The sequence below is a fragment of the Pseudomonas sp. GL_093 genome (assembly GCF_057837605.1).
This window is the reverse complement of sequence record NZ_CM174448.1, coordinates 6,777,078-6,802,391: the sequence shown is the minus strand read 5'-3', so window position 1 is coordinate 6,802,391 and position 25,314 is coordinate 6,777,078. Positions and strand designations below refer to the sequence as shown.

The window sequence follows — 25,314 nt, the reverse complement described above, 5'->3', positions numbered from 1 at the left end:
CGATCAATTGGCGCTCGGCCGATACTGCAGCGCTTCCTCCAGATGTTCACGGCTGATGCCATCGACTTGCTCAAGGTCCGCCAGGGTGCGCGCCACTTTGAGCAGTCGATGGGCTGACCTCAGCGACAAAGTCAGTCGTTCACACGCAGTTTCCAGCCAGGTTTCGTCGACTGTGGATAAGTTGCAGTGGCGGCGCAGGCCTGGCAGATCGAGAAAGGCGTTGGCGCAGCCTTGGCGTTTGTGTTGCCGCTCTCGTGCATCGGCGACCAGAACAGCCGCAGTGGCCGTGTCGTCGCCGGGTTTCAATGCAGGATTCAACGCCGTGGCTTCCCGAGCGACGGTCAGGTGCAGGTCGATCCGATCCAGCAGCGGTCCCGACAGCTTGTTGCGGTAGCGTTGGACCATGTCAGGTGTACAACTGCATTTGCCGCTGGGTTCGCCAAGATACCCACAGGGGCACGGGTTCATCGCCGCCACTAATTGAAAGCGAGCCGGAAATCTCACGCGATCCTTGGCACGGGAAATCACGATGTGACCGGATTCTAAGGGCTCCCTTAAGACTTCCAACACCTTGCGATCGAATTCCGGAAGTTCGTCGAGGAACAGCACTCCATGGTGGGCGAGAGTTATTTCGCCGGGTTGCGGTTTCGAACCACCGCCCACCAACGCGGGGCCCGAGGCGGAGTGGTGGGGCTGGCGGAATGGTCTTTGCGGCCAGTGGCTCAAGGGCACGCAACTGGTGACGGATTGAATGGCTGCGACTTCCAGCGCCTCGTTTTCGGCCAAAGGAGGAAGCAGCCCCGGCAAACGACTCGCCAACAGCGTTTTCCCGGTCCCGGGTGGTCCGCTGAACAGAAGGTTATGAGCGCCCGCCGCCGCAATCAGCAATGCGCGTTTGGCCGAAAGTTGTCCCTGCACTTCATTCAAGTCCGGATAGGGTTTGCTGGCGTAGAGCAAGCCATTGGAAACGTAGGGCTCGACCGGCGTATGTCCATTGAAGTGTGCAACGGCTTCCAGCAGGTGATCCACGGCAAACACCTTCAACCCGGACGCCAGGCACGCCTCCTCGGCGTTCGCCCGCGGCACCATCAACGAGCGTCCGGCCTTGCGTGCAGCCAGCGCCGCCGGCAACACGCCTCTCACAGCACGTACCGCGCCTGACAACGCCAACTCTCCCAGGCATTCAATGTCATCCAGCGTCAACGTCGGCACCTGCACGCTGGCGGACAGAATCCCCAGCGCAATCGCCAGATCAAACCGTCCGCCATCCTTAGGTAAGTCCGCAGGCGCGAGATTCAGCGTGATGCGCCGCGCCGGAAATTGCAGGCCTGAATTGATGATCGCGCTGCGTACCCGGTCCTTGCTTTCCTTCACCGCCGCTTCGGGCAAACCGACCATGGTCAGCGATGGCAACCCGTTGGCCAAATGGACTTCGACGGTAACGGCGGGCGCATCCACGCCAATCTGGGCACGGCTGTGAACGATGGAGAGAGACATGGTCGTTCCTTGAGCTGACAGAGAACCGCTTCCTGCGGTTTTTTGAAGAGTAGTCGGGTCGCGTGACGGCACAGGCACCAAACTTTCGCAGGATGTTGCGAGTGTCTTTCTGGTAGGTGGAGCGTAAGCGAGTGTGGAGTACCGACGTAACCAGTCGCGGGATGAGGTTTTTGTAGGACGTTGCCTGGAACAATGAAGGACGTCGGCGAAATCTAAATTGAAGGCGAAAAAAAACCGCCTTGAGGAGGCGGTTTTTTATTTGCAGGCTTCGGTGAGGCCGAAGCCCGTGCTTCCTCAACAGATACACCCACGATGGGAAGCCTATTCAAATTTGATCATCCGGGCAAGCGTCAATAATGATCTGCTGATGACCGGCGTTAACAACAGCAAGGAACTGGAAAGAGTATTTGCCACTTCATGATTTGATACAACTCGTTAGAATATTTGGAAGGTTAGTATTGAAAGAACTGCGATAGCATTCGCCGCGATGAGGCTCGATGAGTGGGTGATTCGCGAAGTGTGGCCGGGGGCGTAAAGATTTTCATGTTCCTCGACACGGTGTGAGAATCGTGCCGGTGCTAGTTTTGAGGAGCCCACACCCGGCCGCCTCAACACATACACCCACATGTATGCCCCAAGGTGCGCGTACGCCGGAAAGCGCACTGGAGGTTTGGCCTCACGCAAGGAGGGCCAAAGTATGTCTAAGTTTCTTAAACATATGTGGAGCCTCGTTAGAAACGCGCTATGGGCTTTTCGCCTGTACGAGTTTCTGCGGGACCGCTGGAATGATCCGCTGTAAGGATTGACCCGGCGGAAACCGCCCCGGTTTCGGCTGGGGCGGTTTTTTGATCTGTACGAAATTTAAGAACTCCGCGTTTAGAGTAGGCACCGCTGCTCAACGCTGAATATTCATTATCGGGGCAGGAGGCAAGGGGGCGTAATGACTAAGAATGGTATGCGCCCGGTGCACCCTGGCGAGATCCTCAAAGAGGAATACCTGGAGCCTCTGAGCCTTACGGCTGCTGCTCTGGCCAGAGCGTTGCGCGTTTCGACACCCACGGTGAACGACATCGTGCTTCAGCGTCGGGGCGTCAGTGCTGATATGGCTCTCAGGCTTTCTATTTGTCTGGATACGACCCCTGAATTTTGGTTGAACTTGCAATCGACTTACGATTTGCGCAAAGCCGAGATTGAACGAGGGGCTGCGATCCGGGATCAGGTTGAGCGTCTTTCGCACTGCGCCTGATCCTCTGCTCCTGAACGAACCCCACGTTACAAGCGTGGGGTTTTTTTGTCGTTCAGATTGCCAGGAGTATTCGGGAAGCACGCTTCCACCACGGTGCATTGACTGCACGCTGTGGCCGTTCACCCTCTGGAAGCATGTGCGGAACATCCTGCAACCGAATCCACGGCTGGTCGTTCCAGTGCAGCAAACTCAATGACATCTCTGGCCAGTTCAGCAGGCTCAGTATTGGGCGTTCGGTTGAGGTGGGTTGTTGGGCGTCTCTGAGGGCTGGGACGACGTCGTGGGTTAGCCATTCGCGCAGCGCCCGGTATTCGGGGCAGTAGTGGTAGACGAGTAGGGCGTAGACGCCGGACTCGCTGATTAGCAGGGTGTTTTCGATGGTGCCGTGGATGAGCATTCGTAAAGTTTGGTGTTGGTCGGGATCGAGTTTTCGGACGGCGCGTTCGTCGAGGTAGAGGCGTAGCAGGCGGCCGAGGTCACGGGCGCTGAACCAGGGTTGGTTTTCTATTAGAAGGGCGTGGAGGTGGAGTTTGTGGCGAGTGAAGATGTGTGGAGTCAGATAGTTTTCGTCCATGGTGCAGTACCCAAATTCGCTTGATAGATGACTGCCACTTATCGTCGCCAAACAATAAGGGTGGCAGCTGCGTGCGGGTTGGCGAACCGGCCAAGCGAATACCGGCAGACCCGAAGGTCTCCCACACACAGCCGCCATATAACGAATCGAGGGAAATACCCGATATCGAATGAGGTTGCGTGCATAGCTTGGTTCCAGGTCGCCAAACCTAGTGCTGAACATTCAGCAGAAGGTGAGCTTAGGAACCGGGGCTGTGCGGCGCAATCGGACGGCGGTGGTTTTGTTGTAGGAAGGTGCTTGGAATTTTGAGCGCTAAAAGATCAAAAGATCGCAGCCTTCGGCAGCTCCTACAGTTGAATCTGAAGGTCGTTCCGACCTTATCGCGAGCAGGCTCGCTCCCACAGTGGATTGGGTTTCACCGTGGGATCTGCGGTGTTACTCGACTGGTGGATTCAGCTTCGCTTCAAGTTCCGCCACTTTCGCCTCAAGACTCTCCAACCGTGCCCGGGTCCGTGCCAGCACGACCATCTGGCTATCAAACTCTTCCCGGCTCACAAGATCCAGCTTGCTGAAGCCGCTCTGCAACAGAGCCTTGAACTGGCTTTCGATTTCGCTTTTCGGCAGTGGGGTGTCGCCGCTGAAGAGGCGGGAGGCGGTGCCGCTCAGGGCATCGAGGAAGTCTTTGGGCGCGAGCATGGGAAATGTCCTGTCAACAATGGCGGGCAGTGTATCACGCAGTGTCTATAGTCAATCTCGCCGTCAGGGGTGCACGCTTTTCGCGCATGGTGACGGGCGGCCGCGCACTGTTGTTGTGCGTATCCGTCGGACCATTTGCGCGAAGCCGCTTGCGGCAGCGGCCAAAGGCTTGAAATCAGTGGGTTTTGGCGAGATGGCAAGCTTTCTGCTTAGTCGGTAGTGACCCATGCACTGATGCAGTCGCTGTGACGAATGCAGTGCGCCAAGCGGAACGGGGGAAGTGTTTCGTGCGGAGTGGTTAGCAGGCGTCGGACGGGCAGGTAAGGCCGACGATGCGTTACAAAGCCAGGCACTGCGCTTAGACTTGAGTCGGGTTTGTTTTCCTGGGGCAAGTCCACCAATTCGGGAGAGAGTTTTCATGAAGCTAGTCACTGCCATCATCAAGCCGTTCAAACTGGACGACGTACGCGAGTCGCTGTCCGAGATCGGCGTGCAGGGCATTACCGTTACTGAAGTCAAAGGCTTCGGTCGGCAGAAGGGTCACACCGAGCTGTACCGCGGCGCGGAGTACGTGGTCGATTTCCTGCCAAAGGTGAAGATCGATGTCGCCATTGACGACAAGGATCTTGACCGGGTTATCGAGGCGATAACCAAGGCTGCCAATACCGGCAAGATCGGTGACGGCAAGATCTTCGTGGTCAATCTGGAACAGGCGATTCGCATCCGTACCGGCGAAACCGATACCGACGCAATCTAAGCCGCCACAAACCCAACGCCCCAGGAGAAAACAATATGACTCTGCGTAAATTCGCAGGGCTAGGAGCCCTGTTGTCCCTCGTAATGCCCAGCCTGGCTATGGCGGCAGACGAAGTGGCGGCCCCAGTCCTTAATTCCGGCGACACTGCCTGGATGATGACCTCGACAGCCCTCGTGCTGTTCATGACCATTCCCGGCCTCGCGCTGTTCTACGGCGGCATGGTTCGCTCCAAAAACATTCTTTCCGTGATGATGCAGTGCTTCGCCATTACCGGTCTGATCAGCATCCTGTGGGTCATTTATGGCTACAGCATCGCGTTCGACACCACGGGCATGGAACAGGGCGTCATCAACTTCAACTCGTTCTTCGGTGGCATGGGCAAGGCGTTCCTCGCCGGTGTCACGCCAGCGAGCCTGACCGGCCCTGCGGCGCTGTTCCCTGAAGCGGTGTTTGTCACCTTCCAGATGACGTTCGCCATCATCACCCCTGCGCTGATCGTCGGTGCCTTCGCCGAGCGGATGAAGTTCTCCGCCATGCTGATCTTCATGGGCGTCTGGTTCACCCTGGTTTATGCACCGATCGCGCACATGGTCTGGTCCGGTAACGGCGGCCTGTTGTGGGACTGGGGCGTGCTGGACTTCGCTGGCGGCACCGTGGTGCACATCAACGCCGGTGTGGCCGGTCTGATTGCCTGCCTGGTACTGGGCAAGCGCAAAGGTTTCCCGACCACCCCGATGGCGCCGCACAACCTCGGTTACACCCTGATGGGCGCCGCGATGCTGTGGGTAGGCTGGTTCGGCTTCAACGCCGGTTCCGCCGCTGCGGCCAACGGCACTGCCGGTATGGCGATGCTGGTGACCCAGATCGCAACCGCCGCCGCTGCACTGGGCTGGATGTTCGCCGAGTGGATCACTCACGGCAAACCAAGTGCCCTGGGTATCGCTTCGGGTGTTGTGGCCGGTCTGGTTGCAATCACCCCAGCCGCTGGCACCGTGGGCCCGATGGGCGCTCTGGTCATCGGTCTGGCAGCCGGCGTGGTGTGCTTCTTCTGCGCCACCACCCTGAAACGCAAACTCGGCTATGACGACTCCCTGGACGCCTTCGGTGTGCACGGTATCGGCGGTATCCTCGGCGCGATCCTGACCGGTGTCTTCGCTGCACCGTCGCTGGGTGGCTTCGGCACCGTGACCGACATCGCCGCACAAGTCTGGATTCAGTGCAAAGGCGTGGGCTTCACGGTGATCTACACCGCGATCGTCACCTTCATCATCCTCAAGGTGCTGGACGCTGTCATGGGTCTGCGTATCACGGAAGAAGAAGAGGCCGTCGGCATCGATCTGGCACTCCACAACGAACGCGGCTACAACTTGTAAGTACGCGCACAAAAAAAACTTGCCCGGCTTGCCGGGCATTTTTTTGTCTGGAGTTTGTCAGTGAAGGAACTGCTGAAAGGTTTTTTCGTACACGTTTAGTGGCGTTTACGACGGGCGTTTTTCTGCGGCCAATGGCTTACATGATAGAAGGAATATTAGGGCCTTTGTTTTTTCCCAGAGCGCGCTAGAATGCGCCCCGAACGTGCGGAGAACTGTATGTGGCAACAGACTCTGATTACCCTGCGGGCGAGGCCCCGGGGCTTTCATCTGGTAACGGACGAGTTACTCGCCGGCCTGCCTGAACTCAAGGCATGTCGGGTCGGTCTGTTGCATTTGTGGCTGCAGCATACCTCGGCGTCGTTGACCATCAACGAGAACGCCGATCCGGCGGTACGTCGCGACTTCGAACGATTTTTCAATCGTCTGATCCCACAAGGAACAGACGGCTATGAGCATAACGACGAAGGCCTGGACGACCTCCCGGCGCACTTCAAGGCCAGCGTACTTGGCTGTCAGCTCAGTTTGCCGATTTCGGCAGGCCGACTGGCGCTGGGGACCTGGCAAGGCGTTTATCTGGGCGAGCACCGTGATTTTGGCGGTGCCCGTAAAGTCCTCGCCACCGTGCACGGTGAAGAGGCATAAACCGCTGGTTACCAGCGGTTGTAGAATTTTTTCCGGCGGCCTTCGACAGACGGCGAAGCTGGGCTATAACTAATCTGCTTTTCGCAAGTCATGAGGTAGAACATGAGCGACGATGATCTGGAAAACGACGACCTCGAAGTAGGCGACGACGACGAAACCGAAGAAGGTCTGGAAACAGCAGCGGAAGACGTTGCTGACGACGATGGCGGTGAAGCGCCCGTTCCGACCGCCAAAGGCAAAGCCAAGGCAGCGGTATCGGTCGATGAGCTGCCGAGCGTCGAAGCGAAAAACAAGGAGCGTGATGCTCTGGCGCGGGCCATGGAAGAGTTCCTGGCCAAGGGCGGCAAGGTGCAGGAAGTGGAGGCCAATGTGGTCGCCGATCCGCCCAAGAAGCCTGACAACAAGTACGGCAGCCGGCCTATCTGAGCCTGCTACTTGCTTGCTGAAAAAGCCCGCCGTCGCTGCGGGCTTTTTCATGGGTGAAACAAAATTCTTGAGCTCGACACAATCCCCTGTGGGAGCGAGCCTGCTCGCGAAGAGGCCGGCACATTCAAAATCTATGTCGGCTGACCCACCGCTTTCGCGAGCAGGCTCGCTCCCACAGGGGTTGGATGTGAATGCAAGGTCAGTGTTGGGCGTTCCAGAGGGCCAACAACGCCGGCAACTCGCTCAAGCTGCGAATTTCGGCATCCGGTGCCTTCTCGGCTTCCCAAACCTTGCCCGCCGGGTTAAACCAGATCGCCCGCAATCCCGCCTGCTGGGCGCCTGCAATGTCGTCACCCGGATGATCGCCGATATGCACGGCCGTCTCGGCCGTCGCACCACCACGCTGCAACGCCTCATGAAACAGTCGCGCATCCGGCTTGCCGATGCCGATGTCTTCCGCGCACAAGGCAAACTTGAAGTAATCCGCCAGCCCTAACCGACGCACATCGGCGTTGCCATTGGTGACCACGCCGAGGGCGTAGTGATTGGCCAGCGTCTCCAGGGTCGGTTGCACCTCCGGGAAGATTTCCAGCTGATGCCGCGCATGCAGAAACACTTCAAAACTCTGATCGGCCAGGTCTGAGGCCTGATCCTGGTCGTAACCGGCCTCTTCCAGTGCGTGGAACAAGACTCGGCGGCGCAGGGCGCTGATGCGGTGCTTGAGGCCCGGCTCACTGCTCAGGATCCGTTCGCGAATCGCCCACAAATGCTCCACCGGCACTGCGCCCAGATTCGGTGCATGCTCGGTCAGCCATTCACGCAATACGGCTTCGGCGCTGACGATCACCGGGGCGGTATCCCACAGGGTGTCGTCGAGGTCGAAGGTGATTAATTGAATTCTCATGACTCATCGCCTTTGATGCGTTTGGCCCGTGGATGGGCGCTGTCGTAAACCGTCGCCAGGTGCTGGAAGTCCAGGTGGGTGTAGATCTGGGTGGTTTTGATGTCCGAGTGGCCGAGCAACTCCTGAACCGCCCGCAAATCCTGGGACGACTCCAGCAAATGGCTGGCGAAGGAGTGCCGCAGCATGTGCGGGTGCAGGTTCTGTCCCAGCTCGCGCTCGCCAGCGGCCTTGACCCGCACCTGAATCGCCCGTGGGCCGAGGCGCCGGCCTTGCTGGCTGACAAACACCGCGTCGTCCGCAGGGTTGGTCATGGCCCGCAGCGGCAGCCACAACTCCAGTGCTTCTCGAGCTTTTTTGCCGACCGGCAGCAATCGCGTCTTGCTGCCCTTGCCGAGCACTTGGACCATACCGTCAGCAAGATCCAACTGATCAAGGTTGAGCCCGGTCAGTTCGGAGAGGCGCAGGCCGGAGGAATAGAACAGCTCCAGAATCGCCTGATCCCGGCGTGCCAGAAAATCATCCTCCACCGCGCCCTCAAACAGTTGCAGCGCGCGATCGGTGTCGAGGGTTTTTGGCAGCCGTCGTTCGCCCTTGGGCGGCGCCAGGCCGTTGGCCGGGTCGTGGTCGCAGAGGCCTTCGCGGTTCAGATAGTGATAGAGCCCGCGCACCGCTGACAGCAGCCGCGCCAGGCTGCGCGACGATTGGCCCTGTGAGTGCAGGCGAGCGATCAGGCTGCGCAGACGCTGGATGTCCAGGGCCGCCCAACTGCTGATGTTCTGTTTGACGCACCAGCCCAACACTTTGTCGAGGTCGCGGCGGTAGGCGTACAGCGTGTGAGGCGACACCTGCCGCTCACTGCGCAGGTGTTCGCAGTAAGCGTCCAGTTGCCGTTCCATCATCAGCGTACCGAGCGCAGGGAGGTGTTGACCCGTGGCAGCACGCGACCCATGACTTCGGCGATGTAGCTGAGGAACAGCGTGCCCACCGAACTCTTGTAGTGCTGCGGGTCACGGCTGGCGATGGCCAGGACGCCGTGGATGCCTTGGTAGCTGATGGCGACAACGGCGGTGGAGCCGATCTGTTTGCGCTGTTCTTCGCCAAACAGGAAGTCCAGTTCGTGTTCACGCAGGCTGCCGCTGACGCTTTTGTCTTCCGAGAGCAAGCCGCCGATGGCTGTTTGCGCGTCGGCATGCGTGACCCAGCGGCCGACCGGCATCGGGTTGTCACCCAGCAGAATCAGGCTGACGAAGGGCACCTGGAAGTCCTGGCGCAGACTGTCTTCGACACTGATCACCACGTCTTCCAGGCTGGTGGCGTCCATCAGCGCGAGAATCAGGCGGCGGGTCTTGTCGAAGAGGCGGTCGTTGTCGCGAGCCACGTCCATCAAGTGCGACAGGCGATGACGCAACTCGATATTGCGGTCGCGCAGGATGCTCATCTGGCGTTCGACCAGCGAAATGGTGTCGCCGCGCTGGTGCGGAATGCGCAAGGTTGCGAGCAGTTCTTCATGTTCGACGAAGAAATCCGGATGAGCCTCCAGGTACGCGGCAATCGCCGCCGCCTCAAGGCTTTCGGAAGGGGATTCGTCGGGCTGTAGGGCGGGAACCTGGGGCTTATCTTTCATGGATTCGACTCTCTCAAAGACGCACTTGTCCTTCATAAACGCGTACTGCCGGGCCGGTCATCATGACCGGTTGGCCAGGGCCTGCCCATTCAATGGACAGACGCCCGCCGGGCAGGTCGATCAAAAGCGGCGAATCCATCCACCCCTGGCTGATCGCGGCCACTGCGGCAGCGCAGGCGCCGGTTCCGCAAGCCTGGGTTTCCCCGGTCCCGCGTTCCCAGACGCGCAGCTGCGCGCGGCTCCGGTCGATGACCTGGAGAAAACCGACATTGACTCGCGCCGGGAAGCGCGGATGGTTTTCGATTTTCGGCCCCAGTTCATGCACCGGTGCATTATTGATGTCGCTGACCCGCAGCACGGCATGGGGGTTGCCCATGGACACGGCGGCCAGGTCGACCAGGGTGCCGTCGACGTCAACCTGATAGCTCGTGGCCTGCTCCGGTGCTTCAAATGGAATCTCGGCCGGCACCAGGCGCGGTGCGCCCATGTTGACACCGATCTGCCCGTCGCTGCGGATATCCAGTTCGATGATGCCGCTTTTGGTCTCGACGCGGATCTGCCGCTTCGCGGTCAGGCGCTTGTCGAGCACGAAGCGAGCGAAGCAGCGCGCACCGTTGCCGCACTGTTCCACTTCGGAGCCGTCGGCGTTGAAGATCCGGTAGCGGAAATCCACGTCCGGGTTGCTGGGCGCTTCGACGATCAGCAACTGGTCGAAACCGATACCCGTATGCCGATCGCCCCATTGCTTGGCGTGTTTGGGCAGGATGTGCGCATGCTGGCTGACCAGGTCAAGGACCATGAAGTCATTGCCCAGGCCGTGCATCTTGGTAAAACGCAGCAGCATGGGTTTACTCCGGCAGCAGGCTTTCGCCAGCAAACAACTCGGCTACCGTCTCACGGCGACGCACTTCAAATGCCTGATCACCGTCCACCAACACTTCAGCGGCACGGCCGCGGGTGTTGTAGTTGGAACTCATGACAAACCCGTAGGCGCCGGCCGAATGCACGGCCAGCAGGTCGCCTTCTTCCAGGGCCAACTCACGATCCTTGGCCAGGAAGTCGCCGGTCTCGCAGATCGGCCCGACGATGTCGTAGGCGCGAGCTGCGGTAGTGCGCGGGCGCACGGCGGTGACGTCCATCCAGGCCTGGTACAGCGCCGGGCGGATCAGGTCATTCATGGCCGCATCGACGATGGCGAAGTCTTTGTGTTCGGTGTGCTTGAGGTACTCGACCTGGGTCAGCAGCACGCCGGCGTTGGCGACGATGAAGCGGCCCGGCTCGAACACCAGCGCCAGGTCACGACCGTCGAGACGCTCGCGCACGGCTTTGATGTAGTCGGCAGCCAATGGCGGCTCTTCATCGCGATAACGCACGCCCAGACCACCACCGAGATCGATGTGGCGCAGGTAAATGCCGCAATCGCCGAGGCGGTCGACCAAGCCCAGCAGGCGGTCGAGGGCGTCGATGAAGGGTGGCAGGGTGGTCAGTTGCGAACCGATGTGGCAATCGACACCGACCACTTCCAGGTTTGGCAGTTGGGCGGCGCGGATGTACACGTCTTCGGCGTCAGCGATGGCGATGCCGAACTTGTTCTCTTTAAGACCGGTGGAAATGTACGGGTGGGTGCCAGCGTCGACATCCGGGTTCACGCGCAGCGAGATCGGCGCGCGAACGCCCAGCTCGGCGGCGACCACTTGCAGGCGTTCCAGCTCATCGGTGGATTCGACGTTGAAGCAATGCACGCCGACTTCCAGGGCGCGACGCATGTCGTCACGGGTCTTGCCGACACCGGAGAAGACGATCTTGTCGGCGCTGCCGCCAGCGGCCAGTACGCGTTCCAGCTCGCCACGGGAGACGATGTCGAAACCGGCGCCCAAACGCGCCAGGACATTCAGAACACCCAGGTTGGAGTTGGCCTTGACCGCAAAGCAGACCAGGTGCGGCATGCCGGCCAGCGCATCGGCGTAAGCCAGGTACTGGGCTTCGATGTGCGCACGGGAGTAGACATAGGTCGGTGTGCCAAAGCGTTCGGCGATGGCGGACAGGGCAACACCTTCCGCGAACAGCTCGCCGTCACGGTAGTTAAAAGCGTCCATGGCGTTCCCTTATTGGTAGACGTCGTGCTTGTGTGCTTTCGACGGAGTTTGCTGTGACGACTTGGCCTGCTCGGCAGGATCCTGGCTATCGTCAGGCAGGTACAGCGGGCCTTTTTGACCACAGGCCGATAATAAGCTGACAAAAGCGACGAGCGAAGCGAGCGCAGCAAGGGAAGAGATCAGGCGCTTCATGGCGAAATCCTTGAAAATGCATTAATTGCGCCGGAGTATACCGGCCACCCGGCAGCTTGCCTATGCGACGGGGCTCCCGTCCGGCGGGGCTTCGCACGATGCCGGTAAGTTATGTGCAATCCATTGTGGGAGCGGGCTTGCTCGCGAATGCGGTGGTTCAGTCAACAAACATGTTGGATGTGCTGGCCCCTTCGCGAGCAAGCCCGCTCCCACAGGTACAGCGCTGAACGTATCGAAATCGACGCTTGATCGTTATCCTTTGCAATCACCGGGGCTCGCCCGTATCTTGCGGCGCTTGAGCGTGAGTAGACACTTTTTGAGGTTCCCGCAATGAGTTTGACTGAAGCCCGTTTCCACGACCTGGTCGATGCCACCCAGCAGACGCTGGAAGATATTTTTGACGAGTGTGACCTGGATATCGATCTGGAGAGCTCGGCCGGTGTGCTCACCGTCAAGTTCGAAAACGGCAGCCAGTTGATTTTCAGCCGTCAGGAACCGCTGCGGCAGCTGTGGCTGGCGGCCGTGTCCGGCGGGTTCCACTTCGATTACGACGAAGAAAGCGAGCGCTGGATGTGCGACAAGAGCGAAGAACAGCTGGGCGAAATGCTTGAGCGCATCGTCAAGCAGCAAGCTGACGCCGAGCTCGATTTCGAAGGTCTGTGAAATCGTGACCCAGCCTGCGCCCGTTCGTCCGCCCAAACCGCTCTACAGCAATGTCAGCCCTGCGGTGGCTTCGCCGTGCAGCGGTGTGTGTCGGCTGGATGAGCAGAAGGTCTGCCTTGGGTGTTTTCGCCATGTCGAAGACATCCGCGAATGGCGCTCGGCCGATGACGATCGGCGGCGGGTTATCTGCGCCCAGGCTGCACAGCGCAAACAGGTCGGCGGGGCCTGACTTGTATATTTATTAAGCTGTGATAGTGTCGAGAAACGCCTCAACCCATCGAGGCTCGTGAAAACCCCGCCTTTTTCTGGCGGGGTTTTGCTTTTTCTGTGCAGAAGAAAGGAGTCTGCCCAAATCATGACCGCACCTTCAATCACCCTTACCCGTCTGGACGTGCAACGTCTGGAGCGCCTGATCGACAGCCTGGATGACACGCTGCCGGGCGTTATCGCGCTGCAAACCGAACTGGACCGCGCCGATACCCTGGTCGGTCACGATGAAGTGCCCGCCGATGTCGTGACCATGAATTCCCGTGTGCATTGCCGCGAAGAAGGCAGCGGCAAGGACTATCACCTGACGCTGGTTTATCCGAAGGATGCCAATGCCGACGAAGGCAAGATTTCCATTCTGGCGCCAGTGGGCAGCGCGCTGCTCGGCCTGAAGGTTGGTCAGCACATCGACTGGCCGGCTCCGGGCGGCAAGACGCTCAAACTGACGCTGCTGGAAGTCGAATCGCAGCCGGCCGAGGGCGGCCACTTTCCGGAATGAACCCCTCAGACCTGCTCGAGCGCCTCGTTCAATGCGCGCTCCAGGTCAGCCTTGTAGCGCAAATACAAAATGCTGGAACCCTGACCATCACCGAGCAGGCCCGACAGGTCCAGGTCGGTGATGTAGCAGCGATAGCGTTCGGTTTCACGGCGCTGCTCGACGATTTCCCGGGCGACCACGCTAAACAATCGGTCGCCATGTTCCAGCTCTGAAAACTCCCGCTGATTGCAGTACAACGTGACCTGCACCTGTCCCGGTGCGGCTTTGCCGACAATTGCCTGCACATCGTAGAACGGTTTGTTGACCGGGGTTTGCGGCGCTGGTCGAGCTTCGACCCGACGCGCCCGTACAGGGCCGGATGGCAGCAGTTGGTAATACAAGGTGTCCAGGCTCAGCGGCTGGGCGACGTCCATCGGCAGCAAGGCGTCGCGCCGGTACTGGATCGATTGCAGGAAACGTTGCAGCGGCACCAGCAGGCTTTGCTCATCGTGGTAGGGCAAGCGCTGCTGCCATAAGGCATTGAATTCATCCAGCACGTACAGATCGGCGTGGTATTCGTTGATCCGGTAGAACACCTGAATGCAATCGGGCTGGCCCATCGGCAGGACCAGCGCCAGATCGTGGTCTTCCAATGCCATCGGGTCCAGGTGCAGTGGGCTGTAGCTTGCCCGCTCTTCACCCAGGTAATCGACCAGCGCCGGCAGCGTGGCGAGGGCGACATGATTGACCTGGCCGGGCACCAGCTCCAGCACGTGGTAGTGCTGCTGGACCTGAATCAGGTAGCGATGATTGAGTTTGCTCAACAGCAGGTTCTGCGCGGTGTCGAGGATCTCTTCGACCCGCCGGGCAATAAACTGTGCGCGGTTGTGGCAGAAGCACCGAACCCGCAACGTGGGTTGTTGTAGCCCGCCGGGCAGGTTGTTGAGGTAATCGCGCACGCAGTCGAGCAGCGCGTGAGGGCCGTCGAAGCGGTTGACCAGCACTTCGTTCCAACTATTGAGCGTGACCTGATCCAGGGTCAGCACCAGGTTTTCCCGGACGCCGGCGTAACTGAGGGAATCGGTGCGCTCGGTGGTCATCAGGATGTTCAGGTCGCGGTGGTGCTTGAGTGGATCGACGCCGACGTTCACCAGGATCAGCACTTCGCTCGGCACACTGGCGCGCAGTAACGGCTCTTCGGCGACAGTCGTCAGCGGCAGGACGATGCTCTGTTGCAGGCTGCCGAGCAGGTTGAACAGCTCGAACTCGCTCAGGTCGCTGCTGCCGGGGTGCAAGGCCAGGCGAGTGCTGCTGTCGATCACGCCGTTGCGGTGACACCAGGTCAGCAGTTCCAGCAATTGGCGGCTGCGCTTGATCGGTGCGAAATGCTCCCATTCGAGGGCCGTCAGGCTGCCGTTGTACAAACCCCACTGAGTTTGACCCGATTCTTTTTTGTTCGGCGCATGCACCAGCGTGAGGGTGTCTTCGGCCAGGTCCGGGGCGATGCCAGGGTTGATGAACTCGACCTTGTCGGCCTTGCGCTCGAAGGCCGCGTACAGCCGTCGACCCAGCACGTTGAGGTCGCGCTTGTTGATCAGGCTGACGGTCTGTTCGTTGCGGGCGAACTGGGTCAGGAAGCGGTAGCTGTAATTGAGCTCGTTGACCAAGGCCCTGCGTTCAGAGCCGACCTGACGGACTTTCCACTGGCTGCGGCTATCGAGCAGGGCCAGTTGACGATGATCCCACTGCCATTCGTGGGCCAGGCGTTTGAGCAACGAACGCTGCCAGCTCTGAGTGCGACTGTTGCTGCCGGTGAGTTTGCGATTGACCTTCAGATACAACGCCCGGCGTACCAGCTCCAGGCGTTCCGGCTCGCCACGGGCGGTCAGGTATTCCTCGATGCGTCGGTAGACCACGACGTACGGGTCCAGCTCATCAAGGTCGAGCCGATTGGCAAACACCGCTTGCTTGAAGCGCAGGCTCAGGCAATGAACCTTGGGGTGTTCGCTGGCATAGACCTCGGTCAGCAGCAGTTTGAGGACCGATTTGTACGGCGACTCGATGCCCTTGAACAACTGCCATAGCCCGGCGCCGATAAATTCGCCCGGCGGGATATAGGCCAGATGCCCCAGGTCCAGGGTTTCGTCGGCACGGATGAAGCGCTTGGACATCAGCGTGTGGGTGTAACGGTCGTAGCTCGCTTCTTCATAGACCGGCACCAGCCACCAGATGGGCGTGCGTCCGGCCAGCCAGATCGCGGTGCGATAAAACTCGTCCAGCAGCAGATAGTGCTGGGTGGTGCCGCAGTCTTCCGAACTCAATTGCGTATCACGTTCGCCGCGTACGAAACGGGTCGGGTCGATCAGGAAGAAATGCGCCTCGGCGCCCTGGCTGGCGGCCCAGACTTCGAGGAGCTGGCATTTTTTGCGCAGTTCAGTGAGCTCGCTTTCGCTCAAGTCCGGCCCATGACAGACCCACACGTCCATGTCGCTCTGGTCGGCCTGGGCGAGGGTGCCGAGGCTGCCCATCAAGAACAGGCCGTGAATCGGTCGTGGCGGATTGCTGCCATGGCGGGGCTTATAGGAAAACGAACGGGTCAGGCGTTGGGCTTCGGCGAGGGTGTTGGCGTCGGGTTCGTAATTCGACAGCCCGGCCGGCGTGCTACCCGAAACGTACCCCGGCAACAGCGGATGATTGACGTGGAAAAACAGCGGCAACAGGGTCAGCACCGCTTGCTGGCGGGTCGACAACCCTTCCATGGCGCGGGCCATACGGCCTTCGTTGAGCTTCAGAAACCGTGCGCGCAACTGGCTGAGCACCTTGCGGTCGATTCCCTCGTCCAGATCGGGGCGGATTTCATGGGTGCGGGTCATGTCAGCTCAAACCGGCTCGCGGGGCTCAGACGTGGGTGTCTGCGGATGAGGGCAGTTTAGCGCCTCGGCTCCAGGACTTTTAAGCTGATTTTGTTTTTTCTGGCGTCAGATTTTTATCGCGGGGTGACGGCAGGTAACAGAGTGAGCCCGCGGAAATCCCGTAGCAGGGGTTTCCGTGGGCGCTACGGTAATGCTCAGGCAGTTTCCCGGACGTTGAGAATGGTCAGAACGGTTTGCACATTTTGCGCTGCATCACGACCCAGGCTGGTCAGATAACCGCCATCGGGCTGAGTGATCAGTTCTTTGTCGAACAGGCGTTGGGCGGCGGCAATGGCTTTCGGGGCAGCGGTCTGATGAATTTTCAAACCTTCCTGGGAACTGTCCAGGTTGAAGAGTGCGAGGATTTCCAGTTCGGCAACCAACTCAGGGGTAAGCGACATAAGGACTCCAGACTTTCTAGGAATTGGACGACAGCGTCCCTAAGGTGATCCCACTCGGGCGGCATGTCCAGTGCTCGCAACAGGGTTTTTTCACCTTGGGAAGCATTCCCCGGTGGGTGGTGCGGCAGCGGGGTGGATACAGTGTAGTCAGGGTCTGAGAAACGGTTGTCTGAAATGAAAAAGATCGCAACCTTCGACAGGTGCGATCTTTGATTTTATTTCTTTTCCGGCGGCAACTCTGGCAATGCACGCAACGCAGCTTCGTACCATTCGGTGTTGAACGCGCGGTCTTCTTCGAGGATCGCGTCGATTTCCACCGCCAGAACGTGGGCCATCAGATTGAGGATTTCTTCTCGCTCGTAACCCACCAATGTCAGCTTGTTGAAGGTGGCCTTGGCGGCAGGCGGGTTGTCGCTTTCGATCTGGTTTTCGATGGCTTCGACCAGGGTGTTTTCGGCGAACTCTTCTTCGTCGATGTCGTCGTTGTTGATGCCGGGGGTTGGCTCGCTCATGGCAGGCTCCTCAAGTTAAGGCGGCCAGTTTACCTGCATTCAGCGCTGTGATGCTGCTGGCAAGAAACGTCGCGGCGTTCTATAAAAGGCACCTGCCAACCCCGCACGGCCTGGAGGCTATGTGATGCTCAAGCTTTATGGATTCTCCGTCAGCAACTACTACAACATGGTCAAGCTGGCGCTGCTCGAGAAGGGACTGCCGTTTGAAGAGGTACTGTTTTACCCGGGGCCGAGCCCCGAGGCATTAGCCATCAGCCCGCGTGGGAAGATACCGGTGCTGGGCGTCGAACAGGGTTTCATCAACGAAACCAGTGTGATTCTCGAGTACCTCGAACAAAGCCAGAAGGGCACGCCGCTGTTGCCGAGCGATCCCTTTGAGCGGTCGCAGGTCCTGGCGCTGGCCAAGGAAATCGAGCTGTACATCGAATTGCCGGGGCGAGCCTGCTACGGCGAAGCATTTTTCGGCATGACGGTGCCGGATGCGATCAAGGACAAGACCAAAGCCGAGTTGCTGCTGGGGTTTGCCTCACTGGGCAGGCACGGCAAGTTCGCCCCTTATGTGGCAGGTGACAGCCTGAGCATTGCGGATTTGTATTTCCTCTACAGCGTGCCGCTGGCCTGTGCGGTGGCGCAGAAGCTGTTTGACCTGGATTTGCTGGCCGAGATGCCGGCGGCCAAGGCGCTGCTGGAGCGTCTGGGGCAAAATCCGAATGTGCAGCGGATTGCGGTGGACAAGGATGCGGCAATGCCAGCATTTTTGGCGATGGTTGCCGGCAAGAAGTAGGTTTTTAGTGTTCTGAAGTCAGCCATCCTCGGAACGCCGCCCGGAGCAAGCTCGCTCCCACAAGGATCACGTTGAACCTGTGGGAGCGAGTTTGCTAGCGATGAACGATGACGCGGTGTTCAGTGGTAACTTGGGTAGTTCGATTTCAAGCCTTCGGCACATCCATTCTGTAACCCGCCCCCGGCGCTCCTTCATGCAACGCCGCCTGAATGTCCGCATACAAGGCGTTCGCCTCAGCGGTAGTGATTGATCGCGAACAATCACGCAGCACCACGCGTAGAAGCACATTCTCCTGGCCCGGTAGCAACCCGAGGCGTTCAATTGCCTGCGCGGGTAAATCCGAGAACTCCCAACGCCCCTTGACCTGCATCTCCTCGATCCAGTCAGAGCAGTCTCCAGCCGCCTGCAGCATCCTTTCGGTCAATACTTCTTCGCTCAGCCCCGGCGTTACCGCCAACGAAATGTCACGAGCAATGGACGGCAGGCGAGATACCGTCGTCCATGGATTCAGATCATGCATCTGCGTCTGCACCCGAACGTTCTGATCGCGCAGCAAGCGAATATCCGGGATGCCTTTGCGCAACATGGTCAGGCGATCCAGCCCCATCCCGAGTGCCAGCCCTCCATGATGCAGCGGATCAATCTTTAAGCGCTCCAACAAAGACCTCGCAATACGACCGCACTCCAGCACTTCAACCGGAGCACCGTCATTCAACATATTCACTTCGATTCCGCCCTCCGTGTAGTGATGCGGACTGTCGCTGTAGACCCAAGGCATCTCTGGAACGGCGGACTTGAGGATATCGCCGACCAGACGCAACAGATGTTCATGCGTTGCCAGTTCCAGATCACCCAGCACCCAAATATCCATTTGATGAGGTTCCGCGCAATGCCAACGATCTCTACTGTCACGACGGAAAGTAATACCTGGCGCGGCCAGCAAGATCGTTTGCCCCGGTTGCCGCACCTGAGCCGCACGCTGAAGCGCTGCCGGAATCTGGCTGGTGGTTTGTGTTCGCAACAGTGAGCACTCATCGACCCATCGGGTGTGTTCACTCCCGAGCGTGACCTCTGCCGGGTCATAACCGAGCAAACCGTAATTTTCTTCAGCGGACACAATCCGCGGCCCCGTCTGTAACTGTGCTTTAGGCCAGCCTTTTTCAGCGAGTCCTTGGAGGACTTCATTTAGCAGCAGCCGGACGGCGTGATCGGGATCGTTTGTTTCGGTTAGATCAACCAGTAATAGGGCCTGATGGACAGACGTATCTGACAGGTATTTCTTCGATGCGTGCACTATATGATCCTCAATCTACAGTTGAATATTGAGCCAAAAAACCAAGCCCATAAATAAACCTAACGACACAAGATCATCTGCAACAACCAAAAAATTGAAAATATCAAACTTTCAGAGCAGGACTACAGATGCGCCTTACACAAATAACTGCATCAAACTCTCTGAGAGCCTTGGTAGATAAATTGATTCTAAAAAACGCCTAACAAACCATTTAACACATCAAAAAATTCTGTATTAATTAGCCCGCTCCCAAGCAGTTCAGGGAGCTAAATCTAAAAAATGAAAAAGGATGATCAGATGAAAAATGAAAAGCTCGTCAAAGAAAAGCTTAACCGGATCACTTCTGGGCCGGATAATTTTGGGTGGGCACCGTTGGCTTGGGCTCACACTGAAGAGTAAGTGATACCAGTGCGCGGTAAGTATTCTTGCTGCGCATTGGAAAAACAAGGAGGGTTTTATGTCGCCAACGAATATTATATCGACACTCTTCGGTCATGAGGAATTATCAATTGTTGCGGATTCAGAGGACTTCCTCAGAGAATGTGTGCTCTTGGGATTCAATACGGCCAATATTTTTGAGCTAGAGAAATTACCAAAAAACAGTATTGTTTTTTCTTTTAGCAATGACGCCGCAAAAATGACGTTTGACCTGGCAAAAAACACAAAAAGCAAGAAAAGCGTTTTCTGCGCAACTCAAGTGTTCGAGCCCACGGTAGCTGCTGCGCTCTATAGCCTAAAGCTTTTGCTGAGTAGCAATTTTGAACATGCCCTATGCACACAGCGATCCGTGTTAAACATGCTCAACTCACATGATTCATTTTTTCTTTCTGGTAACGACGCCGACGCGCAGGTCTCAATTTTTCCGCACGCCCAGCCTTACGCATTACTTGCAGAGGACGTGTCTTACGATTTTGTTCAGTCAGTAGCGGAGTTTTTTGAAGTTCACTACGCACACATGAATCCAGAAGAGCCCTGCCCGTTTTCTTTTACCGGAACATTAAAAGTCGAGGGAATATTGACTGTGCTTAGAAAACCTAATCCGATATTGCCAGAGGGTTTGAAAGCCTCACTTAAATGGCTGAGTGATCGAATATCTGAGGAAGGTGCGCTCTTGTCAATTAAAGACAACACCATCACTTCACTAAAAATAAAAAGCGAGGAGCACATAAAGCTTCTGGATCTTGCGGCTGGTTCTCGTGGACTTAAGCTGACGGAGTTCGCCATCGGGGTAAACGAGTCTATCGCGTCAAGTATTGATTACAAAATCAACTCGCAAATGAATGAAGGCATCAGTGGGGTTCATTTAGCTATTGGTGATGGGTCTTCCGGTTATCACATAGACTTCCTTAGTCCATCCGTGAGCGTAAGTCCGATACACTAGTTAATGGAGTAGCAACCCGTAAATGTTCATAGCTGCTGTTCTATATCCCCTGTGGCAACAACGCCTGTGCATGCAGCTTCTATGGCGCGTCGCAGAATACATTGCTATCGCGGGCAAGTCGGATCCGACTTGCCCGCGAAGCTTTTAACGGCTGGCGAGCAATGCCTGGCCGCGAGCCACAGCCTTCTTGACCTGGGCCGGTGCAGTCCCGCCGATATGGTCACGGGCATTCACCGAGCCTTCCAGGGTCAGCACGGCAAACACGTCCTGATCGATCTGGTCGCTGAACTTGCGCAGCTCTTCCAGGCTCATTTCCGCCAGGTCTTTACCGCTTTCCACGCCGTACTTCACGGCATGGCCAACGATTTCGTGGCAGTCACGGAACGGCAGACCGCGGCGAACCAGGTAGTCGGCCAGGTCGGTGGCGGTGGAGAAGCCACGCAGGGCTGCTTCACGCATCATCGCGTGCTTGGGTTTGATCGCCGGGATCATGTCGGCAAAGGCCCGCAGCGAGTCGCGCAATGTGTCGGCGGCGTCGAACAGCGGCTCTTTATCTTCCTGGTTGTCCTTGTTGTAGGCCAGTGGCTGGCCTTTCATCAGGGTCAGCAGGCCCATCAGCGCGCCGAATACGCGGCCGGTCTTGCCACGCACCAGCTCCGGAACGTCCGGGTTTTTCTTTTGCGGCATGATCGAGCTGCCGGTGCAGAAACGGTCCGGCAGATCGATGAACTGGAACTGCGCGCTGGTCCACAGCACCAGCTCTTCGGAGAAGCGCGACAGGTGCATCATCGCGATGCTCGCGGCCGAGCAGAACTCGATGGCGAAGTCACGATCGGACACGTTGTCCAGTGAGTTGCCGCCCACGGCGTCGAAGCCCAACAGTTGGGCGGTGAATTCGCGGTCGATCGGGTAGGTGGTGCCCGCCAGTGCGGCGCTGCCCAGCGGCATGCGGTTGGTACGTTTGCGGCAGTCGACCAGGCGCTCGTAGTCGCGGCTGAGCATTTCGAACCAGGCCAGCATGTGATGCCCGAAGGTCACCGGCTGCGCGGTTTGCAGGTGAGTGAAGCCCGGCATGATGCTGCCGGCTTCGCGCTCGGCCTGCTCCAGCAAGCCTTGTTGCAGGCGGGTTATTTCGCTCAGGATCAGGTCGATCTCGTCACGCAGCCACAGGCGGATGTCGGTGGCGACCTGGTCGTTACGGCTGCGGCCGGTGTGCAGCTTTTTACCGGTGACGCCGATGCGGTCGGTCAGACGCGCCTCGATGTTCATGTGCACGTCTTCGAGGTCGATGCGCCAGTCGAACTGGCCGGCCTCGATTTCACCCTGGATGGTCTTCAGGCCATCGGTGATGCTGTCGCGCTCGGCATCGGTCAACACGCCGACCTTGGCCAGCATCGTGGCGTGAGCGATCGAGCCCATGATGTCGTGGCGATACAGGCGCTGGTCGAAAGTGACGGAGGCGGTGAAGCGGGCGACGAAGGCGTCGACGGGTTCACTGAAGCGGCCGCCCCAGGACTGATTGGTCTTGTCAGTGCTCATGAATTCGCTCGTGTCGGCTGAAGAAAGATGGCGTAGAAAGCTGTCGCGGATAATAACAGGGTTGCCAATCCTGTCGCTGACACTGGTCGATACGTTTTTTTCTCAGGCGGCGGTCCATACTCGAGTCAATGCCGAGGGGATTTGCGCAACGATATTTTTCAATTGAGCAATATCGTGCCGGCAACCGTCTACAGTTGGACAGTAGGATCAGCGCACTTCCAGACGCTGCAGCTGACTATAAGAAGAGGGGGTGTTCATATTGTGTATCAACAAACCCTACGGCGATGCCTCGCCAACGCGGGCCTGGGCCGCCAAACGCACGACAGATGAAAATTTAGCCGTCGGACGGGCGGCACTTTTTGGCCCTCGCGCTAGTCTTAGCGTGGATCGCGGTGACGGACGTCACTTCACCTGTCTACGCTATCCTTGTGCGAGACTCACGCAGGAATCCAGCGCAATATGAATGTCCTGATCGTTGATGACGAACCCCTTGCCCGCGAGCGCCTGAGCCGAATGGTTGGCGAACTCGAGGGATACAGTGTCCTGGAGCCTAGCGCCACGAACGGCGATGAGGCGTTGGCACTGATCGACAGCCACAAACCGGATATCGTGCTGCTCGATATCGGCATGCCAGGCCTCGATGGCCTGCAAGTGGCTGCACGATTGTGCGAACGCGAAACCCCGCCCGCCGTGGTGTTTTGCACCGGGCCCGATGAATTTGCCGTGGAAGCCCTGCAGGCCAGCGCCGTGGGCTATCTGGTGAAGCCTGTGCGAACTGAACATTTACATGACGCATTGAAAAAAGCCGAGCGACCCAATCGTGTCCAGCTCGCTGCCTTGACCCGCCCCGCCGCCGAAAGTGGCAGCGGCCCGCGCAGCCACATCAGCGCCCGTACCCGTAAAGGTATCGAACTGATCCCGTTGGGTCAGGTGGTCTACTTCATTGCGGATCACAAATACGTGACCTTGCGCCACGAAGGCGGCGAAGTGCTGCTGGATGAGCCACTCAAGGCCCTTGAAGATGAATTTGGCGACCGTTTCGTGCGAATCCACCGCAACGCGCTGGTCGCCCGCGAACGCATCGAACGTCTGCAGCGCACGCCTCTGGGGCATTTTCAGCTGTTCCTCAAAGGCTTGAACGGCGACGCCCTGATCGTCAGCCGACGGCATGTGGCCGGCGTGCGCAAGATGATGCAACAGCTTTAATCCGCCATTTACGGGCGGGTTTCATCCCGATTGCTGGACGTCTGAGGCCAGGGAGGCCACGCGTTTTCTGATACAAGTCAAAGTGGATTTGGCTGAGCTGTTATTATCCGCCGTATCTATTCAGTACGGATTGATCCATGTCCTCTCGCGAAATCCGCATCGCCACCCGTAAAAGTGCACTCGCCCTGTGGCAGGCCGAATACGTCAAAGCCCGTCTGGAAGAGGCCCATCCGGGTCTGCTCGTGACGTTGGTGCCCATGGTCAGTCGCGGTGACAAATTGCTCGACTCGCCACTGTCGAAAATCGGCGGCAAGGGCCTGTTCGTCAAAGAACTGGAAACCGCGCTGCTGGAAAACGAAGCCGACATCGCCGTGCACTCGATGAAAGACGTGCCGATGGACTTTCCTGAAGGCCTCGGCCTGTTTTGCATCTGCGAGCGAGAAGACCCGCGTGATGCCTTCGTTTCCAATACCTACGCCAGCCTGGACGAATTGCCGCAAGGCAGCATCGTCGGCACCTCCAGCCTGCGCCGTCAGGCCCAGTTGCTGACCCGTCGTCCGGACCTGGAAATTCGCTTCCTGCGCGGCAACGTCAACACGCGCCTGGCCAAGCTCGATGCCGGCGAATACGACGCCATTATCCTCGCCGCCGCCGGCCTGATTCGTCTCGGCTTTGAAGATCGCATCACCTCGGCCATCAGCGTCGACGACAGTCTGCCGGCCGGTGGCCAAGGCGCGGTGGGTATCGAATGCCGCAGCGTCGACAGCGAAATTCACGCGCTGTTGGCACCGCTGCATCACCAGGACACTGCGATCCGCGTGACCGCCGAACGTGCTCTCAACAAACATCTGAATGGTGGCTGCCAAGTGCCGATCGCCTGCTATGCCGTGCTTGAAGGCGAGCAGATCTGGTTGCGTGGTCTTGTCGGTGATCCGAACGGCGGTCTGCTGCTCAGCGCCGAGGCTCGTGCGCCACGCAGCGACGCCGAAGCCCTGGGCGTGCAAGTGGCTGAAGACCTGCTGAGTCAAGGCGCCAACGACATTCTGAAAGCAGTCTACGGCGAGGCAGGTCACGAGTGACGGGCTGGCGCCTGCTGCTGACGCGTCCCGCGGATGAGTCGGCGGCGCTGAGCAGTCTTTTGGCTGAAAAGGGGATTTTCAGCAGCAGTTTGCCGCTTTTGGAGATCGAGCCGATTCCTGTCTCTGACACAATGCGCGAGGTGATTCAGCGACTGGATCGCTTTTGCGCAGTGATCGTGGTCAGCAAGCCTGCCGCCAGAATTGCTGTGGAACTGCTCGACCGGTATCGGCCGCAACCCCCTCGTTTGAAGTGGTTCAGCGTGGGCGCAGCCACCGCGCAGATCCTCGAGGATCGCGGGTTGGACATCAGCTTCCCGGTGGATGGCGATGACAGCGAAGCCTTGCTTGAACTTCCTCAGTTGCGCGAGGCAATCGCGCGGCCCGGTCCACGTGTGCTGATCATGCGCGGGGAGGGCGGGCGCGAGTTGCTGGCTGAGCGTTTGCGCGAGCTTGGTGCTAGTGTCGAGTATCTGGAGTTGTACCGCCGCGACCTGCCGCAGTACCCGCCGGCAGCGCTGCCTGACCGGATCGAAGCGGAACGCTTGAACGGGCTGGTGGTCAGCAGTGGACAGGGTTTTGAGCACCTGCATCAATTGGCCGGCGATGCCTGGCCGCAATTGGCGCGGTTGCCGTTGTTTGTTCCAAGCCCCCGGGTCGCCGAGCTGGCACGTGCCGCCGGGGCTCAAACAGTTGTGGATTGTCGTGGCGCCAGTGCCGCGGCTTTGCTGACGGCGTTACGGGAGCATCCCGGACCCGTTCTCTAATGCAAAG

Annotated in this window: 28 protein-coding genes and 1 pseudogene; 15 read left to right on the top strand and 14 right to left on the bottom strand. The window is 58.6% G+C overall.

From position 1 onward, the window contains the following. Positions 1 to 3: 3 nt before the first annotated feature. The gene (locus AC3IUE_RS31470) at positions 4 to 1,497 is read right to left on the bottom strand and encodes a YifB family Mg chelatase-like AAA ATPase (protein WP_489264620.1); all 1,494 of its coding nucleotides are present in this window, start codon (positions 1,495 to 1,497) and stop codon (positions 4 to 6) included. A 217-nt stretch (positions 1,498 to 1,714) separates the two neighbouring features. On the opposite strand from AC3IUE_RS31470, the gene AC3IUE_RS31465 reads away from it, so the two are divergent. Both AC3IUE_RS31465 and AC3IUE_RS31460 read left to right on the top strand, forming a co-directional pair. Continuing rightward, positions 1,715 to 1,918: a hypothetical protein gene (locus AC3IUE_RS31465; protein ID WP_489264619.1), complete on the top strand. Its 204-nt coding sequence runs from the start codon at positions 1,715 to 1,717 to the stop codon at positions 1,916 to 1,918. A 519-nt stretch (positions 1,919 to 2,437) separates the two neighbouring features. Then, positions 2,438 to 2,743 (top strand): HigA family addiction module antitoxin, encoded by a 306-nt coding sequence (locus AC3IUE_RS31460; protein ID WP_046045076.1) that lies wholly within the window; start codon positions 2,438 to 2,440, stop codon positions 2,741 to 2,743. Between the two features lie 52 nt (positions 2,744 to 2,795). Here AC3IUE_RS31460 and AC3IUE_RS31455 read toward each other — a convergent pair whose 3' ends face one another. Both AC3IUE_RS31455 and AC3IUE_RS31450 read right to left on the bottom strand, forming a co-directional pair. After that, positions 2,796 to 3,317 (bottom strand): BRO-N domain-containing protein, encoded by a 522-nt coding sequence (locus AC3IUE_RS31455; protein WP_489264618.1) that lies wholly within the window; start codon positions 3,315 to 3,317, stop codon positions 2,796 to 2,798. A 435-nt stretch (positions 3,318 to 3,752) separates the two neighbouring features. Then, positions 3,753 to 4,013: an accessory factor UbiK family protein gene (locus tag AC3IUE_RS31450; RefSeq protein ID WP_283182164.1), complete on the bottom strand. Its 261-nt coding sequence runs from the start codon at positions 4,011 to 4,013 to the stop codon at positions 3,753 to 3,755. 418 nt (positions 4,014 to 4,431) lie between these two features. Here AC3IUE_RS31450 and glnK point away from each other — a divergent pair, with 418 nt between their 5' ends. The 4 genes from glnK (at position 4,432) to sutA (ending at position 7,211) form a co-directional block, all read left to right on the top strand. Next, positions 4,432 to 4,770 carry a P-II family nitrogen regulator gene (gene glnK / locus AC3IUE_RS31445; protein ID WP_002555808.1) on the top strand — a complete coding sequence of 113 codons (339 nt, stop codon included), beginning with the start codon at positions 4,432 to 4,434 and terminating at the stop codon, positions 4,768 to 4,770. Between the two features lie 35 nt (positions 4,771 to 4,805). Then, positions 4,806 to 6,143, top strand: coding sequence for an ammonium transporter (locus AC3IUE_RS31440; RefSeq protein WP_056738728.1), 1,338 nt, complete (start codon positions 4,806 to 4,808; stop codon positions 6,141 to 6,143). A 216-nt stretch (positions 6,144 to 6,359) separates the two neighbouring features. Next, complete coding sequence (locus tag AC3IUE_RS31435; RefSeq protein WP_008030499.1) at positions 6,360 to 6,785, top strand: secondary thiamine-phosphate synthase enzyme YjbQ; 426 nt, start codon at positions 6,360 to 6,362, stop codon at positions 6,783 to 6,785. A gap of 102 nt (positions 6,786 to 6,887) precedes the next feature. After that, entirely contained in the window at positions 6,888 to 7,211 is a 324-nt protein-coding gene (gene sutA, locus AC3IUE_RS31430; protein ID WP_046045079.1) for a transcriptional regulator SutA, read from the top strand. 199 nt (positions 7,212 to 7,410) lie between these two features. On the opposite strand, the gene AC3IUE_RS31425 is transcribed toward sutA, so the two are convergent. Genes AC3IUE_RS31425 through lptM form a run of 6 tightly spaced genes read right to left on the bottom strand, consistent with a single transcriptional unit; the run spans position 7,411 to position 12,027 of the window. Then, on the bottom strand, positions 7,411 to 8,115 hold the full coding sequence (locus tag AC3IUE_RS31425) for an HAD family hydrolase (RefSeq protein ID WP_046045080.1): 705 nt from the start codon (positions 8,113 to 8,115) through the stop codon (positions 7,411 to 7,413). Beyond that, positions 8,112 to 9,011, bottom strand: a complete 900-nt coding sequence (gene xerC, locus AC3IUE_RS31420; RefSeq protein ID WP_489268999.1) for a tyrosine recombinase XerC — start codon at positions 9,009 to 9,011, stop codon at positions 8,112 to 8,114. The genes AC3IUE_RS31425 and xerC overlap by 4 nt, the downstream gene beginning before the upstream one ends. Before the next feature lie 2 nt (positions 9,012 to 9,013). Next, on the bottom strand, positions 9,014 to 9,739 hold the full coding sequence (locus tag AC3IUE_RS31415) for a DUF484 family protein (protein WP_046045082.1): 726 nt from the start codon (positions 9,737 to 9,739) through the stop codon (positions 9,014 to 9,016). A gap of 13 nt (positions 9,740 to 9,752) precedes the next feature. Beyond that, entirely contained in the window at positions 9,753 to 10,583 is an 831-nt protein-coding gene (dapF, locus tag AC3IUE_RS31410) for a diaminopimelate epimerase (RefSeq protein WP_046045083.1), read from the bottom strand. A gap of 4 nt (positions 10,584 to 10,587) precedes the next feature. Further along, positions 10,588 to 11,835: a diaminopimelate decarboxylase gene (gene lysA, locus AC3IUE_RS31405; RefSeq protein WP_046045084.1), complete on the bottom strand. Its 1,248-nt coding sequence runs from the start codon at positions 11,833 to 11,835 to the stop codon at positions 10,588 to 10,590. A 9-nt stretch (positions 11,836 to 11,844) separates the two neighbouring features. After that, a complete protein-coding gene (gene lptM / locus AC3IUE_RS31400) occupies positions 11,845 to 12,027 on the bottom strand; it encodes an LPS translocon maturation chaperone LptM (RefSeq protein ID WP_056738734.1) in 183 nt (60 codons plus the stop codon). Positions 12,028 to 12,357: 330 nt separating this feature from the next. Here lptM and cyaY point away from each other — a divergent pair, with 330 nt between their 5' ends. The 3 genes from cyaY (at position 12,358) to rnk (ending at position 13,456) form a co-directional block, all read left to right on the top strand. Continuing rightward, positions 12,358 to 12,690, top strand: coding sequence for an iron donor protein CyaY (gene cyaY / locus AC3IUE_RS31395; RefSeq protein WP_046045086.1), 333 nt, complete (start codon positions 12,358 to 12,360; stop codon positions 12,688 to 12,690). A gap of 4 nt (positions 12,691 to 12,694) precedes the next feature. Further along, on the top strand, positions 12,695 to 12,919 hold the full coding sequence (locus AC3IUE_RS31390; protein WP_082555745.1) for a DUF1289 domain-containing protein: 225 nt from the start codon (positions 12,695 to 12,697) through the stop codon (positions 12,917 to 12,919). Positions 12,920 to 13,045: 126 nt separating this feature from the next. Beyond that, positions 13,046 to 13,456, top strand: coding sequence for a nucleoside diphosphate kinase regulator (rnk, locus tag AC3IUE_RS31385; RefSeq protein WP_046045088.1), 411 nt, complete (start codon positions 13,046 to 13,048; stop codon positions 13,454 to 13,456). Between the two features lie 5 nt (positions 13,457 to 13,461). Here rnk and AC3IUE_RS31380 read toward each other — a convergent pair whose 3' ends face one another. From AC3IUE_RS31380 to AC3IUE_RS31370, 3 genes are all read right to left on the bottom strand, one after another. Further along, positions 13,462 to 16,308 (bottom strand): class I adenylate cyclase, encoded by a 2,847-nt coding sequence (locus AC3IUE_RS31380; protein WP_489264617.1) that lies wholly within the window; start codon positions 16,306 to 16,308, stop codon positions 13,462 to 13,464. A 194-nt stretch (positions 16,309 to 16,502) separates the two neighbouring features. Next, positions 16,503 to 16,748 (bottom strand): TIGR02647 family protein, encoded by a 246-nt coding sequence (locus tag AC3IUE_RS31375; protein ID WP_008150272.1) that lies wholly within the window; start codon positions 16,746 to 16,748, stop codon positions 16,503 to 16,505. Between the two features lie 215 nt (positions 16,749 to 16,963). Continuing rightward, positions 16,964 to 17,260 (bottom strand): hypothetical protein, encoded by a 297-nt coding sequence (locus AC3IUE_RS31370; RefSeq protein WP_046045090.1) that lies wholly within the window; start codon positions 17,258 to 17,260, stop codon positions 16,964 to 16,966. Positions 17,261 to 17,384: 124 nt separating this feature from the next. On the opposite strand from AC3IUE_RS31370, the gene AC3IUE_RS31365 reads away from it, so the two are divergent. After that, the gene (locus AC3IUE_RS31365; protein ID WP_489264616.1) at positions 17,385 to 18,044 is read left to right on the top strand and encodes a glutathione S-transferase family protein; all 660 of its coding nucleotides are present in this window, start codon (positions 17,385 to 17,387) and stop codon (positions 18,042 to 18,044) included. A 145-nt stretch (positions 18,045 to 18,189) separates the two neighbouring features. Here the strand turns inward: AC3IUE_RS31365 and srmL are convergent, their stop codons facing one another. Continuing rightward, complete coding sequence (gene srmL, locus AC3IUE_RS31360) at positions 18,190 to 19,338, bottom strand: PheS-related mystery ligase SrmL (RefSeq protein ID WP_489264615.1); 1,149 nt, start codon at positions 19,336 to 19,338, stop codon at positions 18,190 to 18,192. A 457-nt stretch (positions 19,339 to 19,795) separates the two neighbouring features. Between srmL and AC3IUE_RS31355 the strand changes: the two genes are divergently transcribed. Further along, positions 19,796 to 20,719 carry a CgnE/CgnB domain-containing protein gene (locus tag AC3IUE_RS31355; protein ID WP_489264614.1) on the top strand — a complete coding sequence of 308 codons (924 nt, stop codon included), beginning with the start codon at positions 19,796 to 19,798 and terminating at the stop codon, positions 20,717 to 20,719. A gap of 144 nt (positions 20,720 to 20,863) precedes the next feature. On the opposite strand, the gene argH is transcribed toward AC3IUE_RS31355, so the two are convergent. Then, positions 20,864 to 22,258: an argininosuccinate lyase gene (gene argH, locus AC3IUE_RS31350; protein ID WP_046045092.1), complete on the bottom strand. Its 1,395-nt coding sequence runs from the start codon at positions 22,256 to 22,258 to the stop codon at positions 20,864 to 20,866. Between the two features lie 143 nt (positions 22,259 to 22,401). Between argH and AC3IUE_RS31345 the strand changes: the two are divergent. From AC3IUE_RS31345 to AC3IUE_RS31330, 4 genes and pseudogenes are all read left to right on the top strand, one after another. Further along, a pseudogene (locus tag AC3IUE_RS31345) lies at positions 22,402 to 22,721 on the top strand (sensor histidine kinase); the annotation flags it as partial. After that, a complete protein-coding gene (locus AC3IUE_RS31340) occupies positions 22,718 to 23,464 on the top strand; it encodes a LytR/AlgR family response regulator transcription factor (protein WP_008150278.1) in 747 nt (248 codons plus the stop codon). The pseudogene AC3IUE_RS31345 and the gene AC3IUE_RS31340, both read left to right, overlap by 4 nt. A gap of 137 nt (positions 23,465 to 23,601) precedes the next feature. After that, positions 23,602 to 24,543 carry a hydroxymethylbilane synthase gene (gene hemC / locus AC3IUE_RS31335; protein WP_056738742.1) on the top strand — a complete coding sequence of 314 codons (942 nt, stop codon included), beginning with the start codon at positions 23,602 to 23,604 and terminating at the stop codon, positions 24,541 to 24,543. Continuing rightward, on the top strand, positions 24,540 to 25,307 hold the full coding sequence (locus AC3IUE_RS31330) for a uroporphyrinogen-III synthase (protein WP_489264613.1): 768 nt from the start codon (positions 24,540 to 24,542) through the stop codon (positions 25,305 to 25,307). The genes hemC and AC3IUE_RS31330 overlap by 4 nt, the downstream gene beginning before the upstream one ends. The last annotated feature ends 7 nt before the right edge of the window (positions 25,308 to 25,314 follow it).